Genomic DNA, 13621 nt, shown 5'->3' on the forward strand with positions numbered 1-13621 from the left:
ACGGGCTGGAGTAGGGTCTGCGGCCTGGGCCTGTCCGGCGGATCATGCAGGGAACAGGCGTGCCGGACCCCGTGTCCGCCGCTCGTTCCGCCGGCGGGCTCCGGGACCCGGAGGGTGAGGGGGACACCATGGGAGACGAGGCAGCCGCGAGCGGCGCCTCCGGCGTGGCCCGCCAGGACGCGGTGCGCGGCGGCGGGCCGGCGGGATGCGGGACCGTGGTGCGGGTCGCGGCCATAGCGAGCCTCACGCCCCTGGAGGAGCTGGAGGCCGATCCCTTCCTGGTCGACTCCCGCAGCCAGCACGCCATGTGCGCCCGCTGGGCCGCCGAGCGCGGCTATGTGGTGACCCGCGAACTGCTCGTCCGCGCACTGCGCCCCGACCACTGCGCCCTGTGGGCCGATGTCGACGCCGGCCTCGTCGACCTCTTCGTCGCCCCCAGCCGCCGCGTCCTCGAACGCGCCCTCGCCTCCGTCGACGACTTCACCGCCGAGTGCGCCCGCCGCGGCATCCGCGTCGAGACGGTGGGCCGCGCCGAACCCGCCTACGACGCCCAGATGAAGGCCCGGGTCCACCGCCGGCTGTCCATGCCGACGGCGGGGTACGACGGCCGCTGAGCGGGAGTGCCCGTACCCCGGGAGTGCCCGCACCCCGTGAGCCCCGTCCCCCGGGGGCGCCGGACCGCACCCCGCCCCTGCCCCCGTGCCACCCCGGAACGCCACCCCGGCGCCCCGGCCCTCTGTGACAGGCTGGGCCCAGGACCGGGACGGGTAAAGGTGGCCAGAACGTGGGCGGTGGTCGATGGCGAAGAGTGCTGAGCGGCGTCTGGCGGATGCTCGCCGTGTGGGCGGTGTCCACCCTGACGATGCTCGTGCTCGCGGGCGCGCTCCCCGACTTCCGGCTCCAGTCCGAGAGCGGTGAGAGCGCCACCCAGATCGCCGTCACCGCGGCCTTCGGCGCCGGCGCGTTCGGTCTGCTCTCCGCCCTCGTGTGGCCGCTGCTCGTGCGGGCGCTGCTGCTGGTGCCGGCGCTCGTGCTCGGCCTGCTCGTCTTCTTCCTCAACGGCTCGCTGCTTCTGCTCGCCCTGCGGATCAGTCCCGCCGGCCAGGGGGAGGCCGCCCCCGAGACCGCCGTGGTGGTCGCCGCGGTGATGTCGGCCGTCGCCTCCGCCACCGGCGGCGCCCTCACCGTACGGGACGACGACGCCTACCGGCGCCGCCTGTACCGGCTGGCCGACCGCCGCCGCGGGCGCGCCGACGGCGGCCCGGGGCCGGCGGGATCCGGCACCGTCTTCCTCCAGCTCGACGGCGTCGGCCACGACGTGCTGGAGGCGGCGGTGGACAAGGGCCTGATGCCGACCGTCGCCGGCTGGCTCGGCCGCCCGGCCGACGGCATTGTCCGCCCCCGGCCCACCCACCGGCTCACCCCCTGGCGCACGGACTGGTCCAGCCAGACCGGCGCCAGCCAGCTGGGCATCCTGCACGGCACCAATCACGACGTGCCGGCCTTCCGCTGGTACGAGAAGGACACCCGGGAGGTGATGGTCTGCAACCGGCCCTCCGGTGCCGCCGAACTGCAGCGTCGGGCCATCGACCGCACCGGCGACGGCGGTCTGCTCACCGTCGACGGCGCCAGCCGCGGCAACCTCTTCAGCGGCGGCGCGGAGCAGCTCGCGCTCGTCCTGTCGATGGCCGCCCGCCGGGGCCGGCGCAACCGTTCCCGCGCCGGGTACTTCGCCTACTTCTCCGACCCGGCCAACGCCGTCCGCACCGCCATGTCCTTCGTCGCCGACGTCCTGCGGGAGACCGGCCAGTCCATACGCGCCCGGTTCGCGCAGCAGCGGCCTCGGGTCAAGCGCGGCGGCCTCTACCCCTTCATCCGTGCCTTCGCCACCGTCGTCGAGCGCGATGTCGTGGTCTCCGCGGTGATCGGGGACATGTTCGCCGGCCGCGCGGCGATCTACGCGGACCTCGTGGCGTACGACGAGGTCGCCCACCACTCCGGCCCGCACAGCCGCGACGCCGCGAAGGTCCTCGAACGTCTCGACCGCTCCATCGCGCTGATCGCCCAGGTCGCCGAACACGCCCCGCGCGCCTACCGGATCGTCCTCCTCTCCGACCACGGCCAGAGCCCCGGCGAGACCTTCCTCGGCCGCTACGGCCTCACCCTCGGCAACCTGGTCCGCGCCGGCTGCGGCCTGCCCGTGCCGCGCCGGGCCCGGCGCACCCACAGCGGCTCCGAGGCACGCACGGCGGTACGGGCCGCGCTGCGCATCCCCGTCGAGGAGCGCGTCGAGGAGCACCGGACCACGCGCCGCTTCGAGCCGGTCGTCCTCGCCTCCGGCAACCTCGGCCTCGTCTCCTTCCCGGACGTCCCCCACCGGATGAGCCGCGAGGAGATCGACGCCCGTCACCCCGCCCTGCTCTCCACCCTCGCCAACCACCCCGGCATCGGATTCGTCCTCGTCCGCAGCGAGGAGCACGGCGGCGTCGTACTCGGCGCCCACGGCGCGGAGGTCCCCATCGGCGAGCTGAGCGACGAACACCCCGGCCCCCTGGCCGACTTCGGCCCCGGCGCCGCCGACGCCGTACGCCGCACCCACGGCTTCCCGCGCACCGCCGACATCATGGTCAACTCCTGGTACGACCCCGACGAGGGCGAGGTCCTCGCCTTCGAGGAGCAGATCGGCTCCCACGGCGGCCTCGGCGGCTGCCAGTCCCGCCCCTTCCTCATGTCCCCGCTGGCCCTCTCGGAGCCGGCGGAGGAGGGCGAGACCTTGGTGGGCGCGGAACACATCCACCAGGTGCTGAGGAGGTGGCTACGGGAATCGAACGGTCCCCAGGTCCCCCTGGCCGAGGCGGAGCGCCCCGAAGGGGAGGGAACCGCGCGACCGGCCACGGACGAGCCCGCACCGGCCACGGACGAGCCCGCACCGGCCACGGACGAGCCCGCACCGGCCAAGGAACAGAACCCGGCAGGCGCGTAGGCGTGTAGGCGCCCCGACCCCCGGAAATTGGGCTGCGTCCCGTGAGCAGGTCGCCCACACTGTTCGCACCGTTCGCAGAACACCCCCTTGGAGTCCCCGCCTTGCAGGCAGCCGTGACCGTCACACCCTCCCGCATACCCGAGCTGCTGCTCGGCCTCGCCACCGTCCGCCCCGTCTTCGTCTGGGGCGCCCCCGGCATCGGCAAGTCCTCCCTGGTCAGGGCCTTCGCCGAGTCGCTGGGCCTGGAGTGTGTGAGCCTTCTGGGCACGCAACTGGCGCCGGAGGACCTGATGGGCGTACCGCAGATCCGGGACGGGCGCTCGGTGTTCTGCCCGCCGGAGGCCATCGCCCGCGACGAGCCGTACTGCCTGTTCCTGGACGAGCTGAACGCGGCCACCCCGGACGTGCAGAAAGCCTTCTACTCACTGATCCTGGACCGCCGGATCGGCGCCTACGAGCTGCCCAAGGGGTCGATCGTCATCGGCGCCGGCAACCGTGCCACCGACAACGCGCTCGCCCGTCCCATCGCCTCCGCCCTCGTCAACCGTCTCACCCACGTCCACCTCCGGGCGTCCGCGACGGACTGGCTCGGCTGGGCGCGGGAGAGCGGCATCCACCCCTGGGTCCTGGACCACCTCACCGACCGCCCGGACCACCTGTGGTCCAAGCCGCCGAAGACCGAGGAGCCGTTCTCCACGCCCCGCTCCTGGCACATGCTCTCCGACGCGCTGCACTCCTTCGGCCGCGACCTCGACGAGGAGACCCTGAAGGTCCTCGCGCACGGCACGCTCACCCCCACGCACGCGGTCGCCTTCTGCGGCTACGTCAAGATCGTGCGCAGCCGGTTCGGCATCGAGGCGATCCTCAAGGGCGAGGCCGGCTGGCCCCACCGCGTGGAGGACCGCGACCTTCTCTACTACCTCGCCGACTCCTTCCGCGGCAGGCTGATCAAGGAGCTGCCCGCGAGCAAGCAGCACATGTCGGCGAACGGGCGGCAGACCGCGTACCGCGCCAAGTCGCTGCTGGTGCAGCTCGCCGAGATCTCCGTCGAGGTCGCCCAGACCGTCATCGCCTCCGACGCCGACGGCAACCCCGTCCTGCCCGCCTGGTTCCTCGTCGAGGCTGCCCGGGACATGCCCCGGCTGGTGGAGGCCCGCCGGTGAGCGCGGCCGGCGGCAAGGGCAAGGGCAAGGGCAAGGGCGTACGGAAGACCCAACGGGACCTTGCCGCAGAGGCCTTCGAGGCCGGGCTCGCGACGGTGCGGGGCAACTCCGCGCTCCGGGCGGTCGGGTTCGACACCTGCCGCAAGGAGAAGTGCGATCACGCGCCCCGCGACGGGCTCGTCCGCGTCGACTCCGAGGGCGTGCTGCACGCGCACCCCGACCGGCTCGCCGAACCCGAGGCCTGGGCCTGGGCCCTCGCCCACGCCGCCCTCCATCTCGGCTTCGGGCACGTCCCGGCGGCCCAGGGCGTGCGCGAACAGCCCGACCGCTTCGACGTCGCCGCCCGCTGTGTGGCCGTCAACCGCTTCCTGCTCACGTTCCCCGTCGGCCTGCCTCCGGTGAACCTGCCCAGCCGTTACCCGGACGGCGACGAGGAGCGACTCGCCGCCCACTGGCGCCGCGACGGGCTCCCCACGGCGTACGAGCGCTGCGGCACGGCCGGCGCCGAACCCGACCAGGTCCTCCTGGCCTGGCCCAAGTGGCGGCCGCTGCCCCCGGACCGGCAGCTCGCCTTCGCCCACGCCCTGACCAGCACCATGTCCGCCGCGATGGACATGGCCGGCGGCCGCCGCGAGTCCCTGTACGACGAGCCGGTCCTGCGGCGGCCCTGGGAGAAGGCACTGAGCTGGTTCATCTCCTCCTACCCCCTGCTCGGCGGCATCGCGGCCGGCATCCGGATCGTCGCCGACGTCGAACTCGCCCACGCCCACGGCATCGCCGTCGCGGCCGTCGACGCGGACGCGGGGGAGATCTACATCAACCCGCTCCGGCGGTTCGAGGACGAGGAATGGCGGTTCATCCTCGCCCACGAGATGCTGCACGCCGCTCTGCGCCACGGCGACCGCTGCGGCACCCGCGACCCGTACCTGTTCAACATCGCCGCCGACTACGTCATCAACGGCTGGCTGCGCGAGATGGACGTCGGCACCATGCCAGACGGCCTCCTGCACGACCCCGAGCTGGCCGGTCTGTCGGCGGAGGAGGTGTACGACCGGATCGTCGGGGACCTGCGCCGGATGCGCCGGCTGTCCACCCTGCGCGGCAAGGGCGCGGGCGACATCCTCGGCGGCCCGCTCGGCTCCCCGGGCGACTACGTGGACCTCGACGAGTTCTACCGCCGTGGCCTCGCCCGGGGGTTCGACCTGCACGAGCGGCAGGAGCGCGGCCTCCTGCCCGCCGGACTGGTCGAGGAGATCCGCGCCCTGAGCCATCCGCCGCTGCCCTGGGACGCGCGACTCGCGCGCTGGTTCGACGAGTTCGTGCCCAGCCCGCAGGCCGTACGGAGCTACGCGCGCCCCTCGCGCCGCCAGTCGGCCACCCCCGACATCCCGCGTGCCGGACGGTACTTCCCGCCCGAGGAGACCGCCCGCTGCACCTTCGGTGTCGTCCTCGACACCTCCGGCTCCATGGACCGCGCCCTGCTCGGCAAGGCGCTGGGCGCGATCGCCTCGTACGCCGCCGCCCGGGACGTGCCGGCCGCCCGGGTCGTGTTCTGCGACGCGGCCCCGCACGACGCGGGCTTCCTCCCGGTCACCGAGATCGCCGGGCGCGTCCGGGTGCACGGGCGCGGCGGCACGGTGTTGCAGCCGGGCATCGACCTGTTGCAGCGGGCCGACGACTTCCCGCCCGGCGCTCCCGTCCTGGTGATCACGGACGGCTGGTGCGACGTGCTGCGGGTGCGGCGGGAGCACGCCTATCTGATTCCACAAGGTGCTCGTCTGCCGTTCACCGCGCGGGGGCCGGTGTTCAGGGTGAGATGAGGCTCGGACCGCCCGGAGTGTGATCGGATGGGGGCCACGGAACCCGGCAACGGGACCCCATCGAAAGGACTCATCGTGGCAACCACGCGCACCGCACACACGGTCTGGGAAGGCGAGCTCCTCAAGGGCACCGGCACCGTCACCTTCGACTCCTCCGGCATCGGTTCGCAGCCGGTGTCGTGGCCGTCGCGCGCGGAGCAGGCGAACGGCAAGACCAGCCCCGAGGAACTGATCGCGGCCGCCCACTCCAGCTGCTTCTCCATGGCGCTCTCGCACGGCCTCACCGGCGCGGGCACCCCGCCCACCCGTCTGGAGACGAAGGCCGACGTGACCTTCCAGCCCGGCGAGGGCATCACCGGCATCCACCTCACCGTCCGCGGTGAGGTCCCCGGCCTCGACGCGGCCGGCTTCCAGGAGGCGGCCGAGGGCGCCAAGAAGAACTGCCCGGTCAGCCAGGCCCTGACCGGCACGACGATCACGCTGACGGCCGAACTGGCCTGACGTACGACGCCGTACGCCCCATTGACGAAAACCCTCTCGGGTTCTGTGCTGGTGTGGGGAACACCGGGCGGAACCTTGGGGAAGGGGACGGCGATGGGGCGTGCGGTCGGGGTCGATCTCGGTACGACGAACTCGGTGGTGGCCGTGCTGGAGGGCGGCGAGGCGACGGTCGTCGCCAACGCGGAGGGGCAGCGGACCACACCTTCGGTGGTGGCGTTCGCCAAGAACGGCGAGGTCCTGGTCGGCGAGGTCGCCAAGCGGCAGGCCGTGACGAACGTGGAGCGCACGGCACGCTCCGTCAAACGCCACATGGGCGACACGAGTTGGCGCTTTCCCGAGCAGGGGGCCGTGGACGGCACCCGGTTCCGGGCCCAGGAGCTGTCCGCGCGCGTCCTGCAGAAGCTGAAGAGGGACGCCGAGTCGTACCTCGGGGAGGACGTCACCGACGCCGTCATCACCGTGCCCGCGTACTTCGACGACGCCCAGCGGCAGGCGACCAAGGAGGCGGGGGAGATCGCGGGCCTGAAGGTCCTGCGGATCATCAACGAGCCCACGGCCGCGGCCCTCGCCTACGGCCTGGACCGGGGCGAGGAGCAGACCGTCCTCGTCTTCGACCTCGGCGGCGGCACCTTCGACGTCTCCCTCCTGGAGATCGGCGACGGGGTCATCGAGGTGAAGGCCACCAACGGCGACACGCGCCTCGGGGGCGACGACTGGGACCAGCGGATCGTCGAGTACCTCGTCACACGCTTCCAGGGGCAGTACGGCGTCGACCTCGGCAACGACAAGATGGCACTCCAACGGCTGCGCGAGGGCGCCGAGAAGGCCAAGATCGAGCTGTCCGGCTCCTCCGAGACGTCCGTCAACCTGCCGTACATCACCGCCTCCGACCAGGGTCCCCTCCATCTGGAGGAGAAGCTGACCCGCGCCCAGTTCCAGGAGCTGACCGCCGACCTGCTCGACCGCTGCCGGACCCCCTTCCACCAGGCCGTCAAGGACGCGGGTGTGAAGCTCGCCGCCGTCGACCGTGTCGTCCTCGTCGGCGGCTCGACCCGGATGCCCGCCGTGAGCGACCTGGTGAAGGAACTCACCGGCAAGGACCCGCACAAGGGCGTGAACCCCGACGAGGTGGTGGCCGTGGGCGCCGCGCTCCAGGCGGGTGTCATCCGGGGCGACGTGAAGGACGTGCTGCTGCTCGACGTCACCCCGCTGTCCCTGGGCATCGAGACCAAGGGCGGCATCATGACGAAGCTCATCGAACGCAACACGACGATCCCGACCCGCCGTTCGGAGATCTTCACGACGGCCGCCGACAACCAGCCCTCGGTCGGCATCCAGGTCTACCAGGGCGAGCGGGAGATCGCCGCGTACAACAAGAAGCTGGGCGTCTTCGACCTCACCGGTCTGCCGCCCGCGCCGCGTGGCGTCCCCCAGATCGAGGTGGCCTTCGACATCGACGCGAACGGCATCATGCACGTGTCGGCGAAGGACCTGGCGACCGGCCGCGAACAGAAGATGACGGTGACGGGCGGCTCGGCCCTCCCCAGGGACGACATCGACCGCATGATGCGGGAGGCCGAGCAGTACGCCGACGACGACCGCCGGCGCCGCGAGGCCGCCGAGACCCGCAACCACGCCGAGCAACTCGTGTACCAGACGGAGAAGTTCCTCCGCGAGAACACCGACCGCGTACCCGCCGACAGCCGTCCCGAGGTCGAGTCCGCCGTCGCCGACCTGAAACGCCTTCTGAAGACCCCTGAGGACACCGCCGCCCTCCGTGCCGCCACCGAGCGCCTGGCGACCGTCAGCCAGCGCATGGGCCAGGCCATGTACGCGGCGGCCGCGGCCTCCGCCGCCCCGGCCGGCGGACCGCCGCCCGGACCCGCCGACGAGGAGGGCGTGGTCGACGCGGAGATCGTGGACGACGACAAGGGGCCCACGGGCGGAGGGGCGTAGAACGGGAGCGGACCGTCGGTTCGGCGAGCGGCCGAAGCTCAGTACCGCTCGCGGTAGTGCCTCAGCAGCGTCCTCGTCCGCTCGGCCGACGCCGCGTGCGCGGCCATGTGGTCGAGGACTTCGAGGTGGAGCGCGACCTCGGTGCGCGAGTCGAGGTAGAGGGCGCCGGTGAGGTACTCGGTGTACACCATGTCGGGGAGTTCCGGTTCGGCGAAGCGGAAGAGCGAGAAGGGGGCGTAGGTGCCCGGGTGGGGCCCGTCGGCGAACTCGCAGACCTGCAGGATGACGTGGTCCTTCTCGGTGCTCTCCAGCAGCCGGTCGATCTGGTCGCGCATCACCTCGGAGCGGTTGCTCACCGGACGTCTGAGGGCCGTCTCGTCCATGATCACCCAGAGGTGCGGCGGCGTCTCCCGGGTGAGGAGCTTCTGTCTCTCCATCCGCAGCGACACATGGCGTTCGATGGTCTCGGGACCGGTCCGGCCGACGGTCCCGGCCTCCATCACCGCGCGCGCGTACTCCTCGGTCTGGAGCATCCCCGGCACGAAGTGCGGCTCGTACTGCCGGATCAGATGCGCCGCGCCCTCCAGGCTGACGTACACGCTGAACCAGTCGGGCAGCACGTCGTGGAACCGCTGCCACCAGCCCGGCTTGTTCGCCTCCTCGGCCAGCTCCAGGAACGCGGCGGCGTCGGCCTCGCCGAGGCCGTACGTCGACAGCAGGACCTGGACGTACGGGATCTTGAGCGCGACGTCGGCCGTCTCCATGCGCCGTACGGTGGCGGGGGCGACGTGCAGGACGCGCGCGGCCTCCTCGCGCTTGAGCCCGGCGGCCTCACGCAGTTCCTGAAGACGTCTGCCGAGCACCACCTGACCGACGGTCGGGGCGGGCCGCCGCTCACTCACGTCACGCCTCCCCACGCGCCGAGGTACCTCACCAGTCTGTCATGTTCCGGTGTACATCTCACAGGGGCGGCCGGAACGGTCGCCCCTGGTTCCGGATGGCGACGGGGCCGGGGCGCCGACTGCGGCGGACCTCCGTCGCGACGACGCCGCAGGACAGGGGCTCGCCCACGTCAGGACGGCCGTGAGTGCAGGTACGCGACCGTCGCCGGGTCGGCCGGGAGGAACGTCTCGATGGCCAGTTCGGCCACGGTCACGTCCATGGGGGTGTTGAACGTGGAGACCGAGGAGATGAACGACAGCACCCGGCCCTCGTGCTCGATCCGCAGCGGCAGCGCGAGGCGGGCACCCGCGCCCGCAGCGGGGTCCTCGCCGGGATCGCCGTCGGGCGTGCCCGGCGGCAGCGGATACGCCGCCACCTCCTCGTGGAGCGCGCGCAGCGGCTCCGAGCGGAGCAGTGCCAGCTGCCGTCCCATCTGCTCCAGCAGATGCCCCCGCCAGGCGCGCAGGTTCCGGATGCGCGGCGCCAGGCCCTGCGGGTGGAGGGTCAGCCGCATGGCGTTGAGCGGCGGCACGAGCAGCGACTCGGGGACGCCGTCGAGCAGCATGAGGATGCCCCGGTTGGCGGCCAGCACCTCGTACGTCGCGTTCATCACCAGCGCGGGATACGGCTCGTAGCCCTGGATCAGCCGTTCCACGCCCTCGCGCAGGGCGGCCATCGACGGGTCGTCCAGCGGGGTCTGCGGGTAGTGCGGGGCGTAGCCGGCCGCGAGGAGCAGGGCGTTGCGCTCGCGCACCGGTACGTCCAGGTGCTCGGCCAGCCGCAGCACCATCTCCTCGCTCGGCCGGGACCGGCCCGTCTCGACGAAGCTGATGTGCCGTGCCGAGGACCCGGACCGCAGCGCCAACTCCAGCTGGCTGACCCGGCATTGCTCCCGCCAGGCCCGCAGCAGCGGGCCCACGCCCGGGTCGGAGGGGGCGGCAGGCCGCCGCGGGGCGCCGGTCGGGACAGTGGTCATGCGAAGAACGTAACCGAGGCGGTCGAGGGGCGGCTCGCGTTCCACCCGCCGCCGCGGCCCCGAACGTCGTTCGCGCGGCCGAATGTGTACGCCTCGGCCCGCCGGCCGACCCTCTGACCTGGGAATCGGCCGCGCCGCTGTGGCACGCTGAGAGGGATCGCACGTCATGGAGGGGTGTCCCGGAAGGAGTGGGTCATGTCCGTCGCAGCCCTGTCGCAGAAGGAGATCGAGGACCGGCTGGCCGAGCTGCCCGGCTGGTCGCTGGCCGGGGACCGGCTGGCCCGTACCTACCGGCTGGGCTCGCACTTCGCGGCGACCGCGCTGGTCGTGCACATCGCCCGGACGCAGGAGGAGCTGAACCACCACTCCGACCTCACCCTCGGCTACGACACCGTCTCGCTGACCATCAGCACGCACAGCGCCGGCGGCGCCGTCACCGAGAAGGACTTCGAGCTGGCCCGCAGGGTGGAGGCGCTCGCGCCGGGTCACGGGGCGGGCTGAGGCGGATGCTGGACTACGACAAGGAGGCCGGCGACTACGACGCCCTGCGCGGCGGCGAGCCCCGGGCCGAGGCCGCCGCCCGCGCCGTCCTGGGACTCCTCCCCGAGGGCACCCGGCGGCTGCTCGACGTCGCCTGCGGCACCGGGATCGTGACCCGGCACCTCGCGACCGCGCGGGACGGGATGCTGGTCACGGGCCTCGACCTCACCCACGCGATGGCGAGCCGGGCCGCCGCGCGGCTGCCCGGCTCCGTCGTGATCGGCGACGGGCGGCGGCTCCCGTTCCGCGACGGGGAGTTCGACGCCGTGACCAGCGTGTGGCTGCTGCATCTGCTGGGCGGCCCCGAGGACGTACGGGCCGTGGTCGGCGAGTGCGCCCGGGTGCTGCGCCCCGGCGGCGTCTACGTCACCACCGTCGACAAGGCCGCCGCCCACAACGTGGGCAGTGACATCGACGCCGTGCTCGCCCCGCGCCCCCGGGCCCCCGCCATGGACCCCGCGCCGGTCGTCGAGAAGTACGCCGGCGAACACGGTCTGCGCACCGCCGGACACGCCCGCTTCCCGGGCCGCGGCCAGGGCCGCAGCCCCCGCCGCACCGTCGCCGACCTGCGCCGCGGCTGGTTCGTGACCCTCCCGCCCGGCGATCCGCTGGCCGACGACTACGCGGTACGGCTCGCCGCCCTCCCCGACCAGGACCGGCCACGTCCGGAACCGGAGTTCAGCCTGCGGGCGTTCCGCAAGGACTGACCGGGAGCCTCGGGCGCGCCGCCCGTTCCTCAGGCCTGCCCCTGGCGTGGCCGAACCGGCCGAAAGGTGCGGCAACGTAGCCGGGTCCGGCGGCGACGGACAGTGCGGAACGCATCCCCGTCCGTCCCCTCTGGAGGTTCGTCACGTGCAGCACCCGCACAGGCACCACAGACGCCGAGCCGCACGCTCGCTGGTCACCGTGGCCCTCGTCGCCGCCGGACTCACCACGTTCACCGGCCCGCCCGCCGAGGCCGCCACCGCCCGCCAGGTCGAGGCCCTCGACCGGGGCGTGGTCAGCGTCCACGTGGACAGCGGCAATCTGGTCAGCTGGCGCTGGCTGGGCACCGACCCGGACACCGTGTCGTTCAACGTCTACCGCGCCGGCACGAAGGTCAACACGGCCCCGGTCACCGGCTCCACGAACTACTTCCACTCCGGCGCCCCCGCGCAGGCCGACTACACCGTCCGCGCGATCGTGAACGGCGTGGAGCAGGGAGACTCGGTGCACGCGGTCCAACTGCGCACCGGATACAAGGACGTGCCGATCAGCGCACCGGCGGGCGGGACCACCCCGGACGGCGTCGCGTACACCTACGAGGCCAACGACGCGTCCGTGGGCGACCTCGACGGCGACGGCGCCCTGGAGTTCGTCCTGAAGTGGCAGCCGACGAACGCCAAGGACAACTCGCAGTCCGGGTACACCGGCAACACGATCGTCGACGGCATCAAGCTCGACGGCACCCGGCTGTGGCGGATCGACCTGGGCCGCAACATCCGCTCGGGCGCGCACTACACGCAGTTCCAGGTGTACGACTACGACGGCGACGGCCGGGCCGAGATCGCCATGAAGACGGCGGACGGCACGGTCGACGGCGCCGGCACGGTGATCGGCGGCTCCACCGCCGATCACCGCAACTCCAGCGGCTACGTCCTGTCCGGCCCCGAGTACCTGACCATGTTCGACGGCCGGACCGGCAGGGCCATGCAGAGCGTCGACTACGTCCCGGCCCGGGGCACGGTCTCGTCGTGGGGCGACTCCTACGGCAACCGCGTGGACCGTTTCCTCGCCGGGACGGCGTACCTGGACGGTGCCCGGCCCTCGCTGATCATGGCGCGCGGCTACTACACCCGTACGGTGATCGCGGCCTGGGACTGGCGGGGCGGGCCCTCCCCCCGCCGCTGGACCTTCGACACCAACTCGTCCAGCAACAGCGGCCGGGGCTACGACGGGCAGGGTTCGCACAGCCTCTCCGTCGGGGACGTCGACAACGACGGCAGGGACGAGATCGTGTACGGCGCGATGGCCGTGGACGACAACGGGGGCGCCCTGTGGACCACGAGGACGGGCCACGGCGACGCCCAGCACCTGGGCGACCTCGACGCGTCCACCCCCGGCCTGGAGTACTACAAGGTCTCCGAGTCCACGTCGCAGCCCGCCGCGCTGTACATCGACCCCGCGAACGGCGCCGTCCGCTGGCGGCTCGCCGCCTGCTGCGACAACGGCAGGGGCGTGGCCGGTGACCTCCACGCGGGCAACGACGGCCCCGAGATGTGGTCCGCCTCCGACTCCTCCGTCCGCGACAGGACCGGGGCGACCAGGGGCCGCGAGCCCTCCTCCGTCAACTTCCTGTCCTGGTGGGACGGGGACCCGGTCCGTGAACTCCTCGACGGCACCCGGATCGACAAGTACGGCAGCTCCGCCGACACCCGCCTGCTGACCGGCTCCGGTGTCTCCTCCGGCAACGGCACCAAGGCCACGCCCGCGCTCTCCGGTGACATCCTCGGCGACTGGCGCGAGGAGGTCGTCTGGCGCACCAGCGCCAACACGGCCCTGCGGATCTACTCGACGCCCGTCGAGACGAGCACGAGGATCACGACCCTGCTGCACGACCCGATGTACCGCACCGGCCTGGCCTGGCAAAATACCGCCTACAACCAGCCCCCGCACACCAGCTTCTTCATCGGCGACGGCATGCCGACGGCGCCCCGGCCGACGGTCTACACCCCGTAGCGGACCGGTCCGGGGGCCGGCC

At 72.7% G+C, this 13621-nt stretch carries 11 protein-coding genes; 9 read left to right on the forward strand and 2 right to left on the reverse strand.

All coding sequences use genetic code 11. The features are described 5' to 3' along the window. The first annotated feature begins 128 nt into the window (after nt 1-128). From STRBO_RS0112745 to dnaK, 6 genes are all read left to right on the forward strand, one after another. Nucleotides 129-614: a hypothetical protein gene (locus tag STRBO_RS0112745; protein WP_005482456.1), complete on the forward strand. Its 486-nt coding sequence runs from the start codon at nt 129-131 to the stop codon at nt 612-614. 215 nt (nt 615-829) lie between these two features. After that, entirely contained in the window at nt 830-2983 is a 2154-nt protein-coding gene (locus STRBO_RS0112750; RefSeq protein ID WP_202499375.1) for a phage holin family protein, read from the forward strand. A 101-nt stretch (nt 2984-3084) separates the two neighbouring features. After that, on the forward strand, nt 3085-4146 hold the full coding sequence (locus tag STRBO_RS0112755) for an ATP-binding protein (RefSeq protein WP_028796622.1): 1062 nt from the start codon (nt 3085-3087) through the stop codon (nt 4144-4146). Beyond that, entirely contained in the window at nt 4143-5966 is a 1824-nt protein-coding gene (locus STRBO_RS0112760; protein ID WP_005482460.1) for a vWA domain-containing protein, read from the forward strand. The genes STRBO_RS0112755 and STRBO_RS0112760 overlap by 4 nt, the downstream gene beginning before the upstream one ends. A 75-nt stretch (nt 5967-6041) precedes the next feature. Further along, nucleotides 6042-6467 carry an OsmC family protein gene (locus tag STRBO_RS0112765; RefSeq protein ID WP_012999567.1) on the forward strand — a complete coding sequence of 142 codons (426 nt, stop codon included), beginning with the start codon at nt 6042-6044 and terminating at the stop codon, nt 6465-6467. A gap of 93 nt (nt 6468-6560) precedes the next feature. Continuing rightward, entirely contained in the window at nt 6561-8423 is a 1863-nt protein-coding gene (gene dnaK, locus STRBO_RS0112770) for a molecular chaperone DnaK (protein WP_020114275.1), read from the forward strand. Between the two features lie 38 nt (nt 8424-8461). Here the strand turns inward: dnaK and STRBO_RS0112775 are convergent, their stop codons facing one another. Together STRBO_RS0112775 and STRBO_RS0112780 are read right to left on the reverse strand one after the other, a co-directional pair. Then, nucleotides 8462-9325: a helix-turn-helix domain-containing protein gene (locus tag STRBO_RS0112775; protein WP_005482465.1), complete on the reverse strand. Its 864-nt coding sequence runs from the start codon at nt 9323-9325 to the stop codon at nt 8462-8464. A 170-nt stretch (nt 9326-9495) separates the two neighbouring features. Next, the gene (locus tag STRBO_RS0112780) at nt 9496-10341 is read right to left on the reverse strand and encodes a helix-turn-helix domain-containing protein (RefSeq protein WP_028796623.1); all 846 of its coding nucleotides are present in this window, start codon (nt 10339-10341) and stop codon (nt 9496-9498) included. A gap of 195 nt (nt 10342-10536) precedes the next feature. Between STRBO_RS0112780 and STRBO_RS0112785 the strand changes: the two genes are divergently transcribed. From STRBO_RS0112785 to STRBO_RS0112795, 3 genes are all read left to right on the forward strand, one after another. Further along, on the forward strand, nt 10537-10842 hold the full coding sequence (locus tag STRBO_RS0112785; RefSeq protein WP_020114277.1) for a 4a-hydroxytetrahydrobiopterin dehydratase: 306 nt from the start codon (nt 10537-10539) through the stop codon (nt 10840-10842). A 5-nt stretch (nt 10843-10847) separates the two neighbouring features. Further along, nucleotides 10848-11588, forward strand: coding sequence for a class I SAM-dependent methyltransferase (locus STRBO_RS0112790; protein ID WP_005482470.1), 741 nt, complete (start codon nt 10848-10850; stop codon nt 11586-11588). A gap of 145 nt (nt 11589-11733) precedes the next feature. Next, a complete protein-coding gene (locus STRBO_RS0112795) occupies nt 11734-13599 on the forward strand; it encodes a rhamnogalacturonan lyase (protein ID WP_020114278.1) in 1866 nt (621 codons plus the stop codon). Nucleotides 13600-13621: the final 22 nt, after the last annotated feature.

It is taken from the genome of Streptomyces bottropensis ATCC 25435 (assembly GCF_000383595.1).
In the GTDB taxonomy this organism is placed as follows: domain Bacteria; phylum Actinomycetota; class Actinomycetes; order Streptomycetales; family Streptomycetaceae; genus Streptomyces; species Streptomyces bottropensis.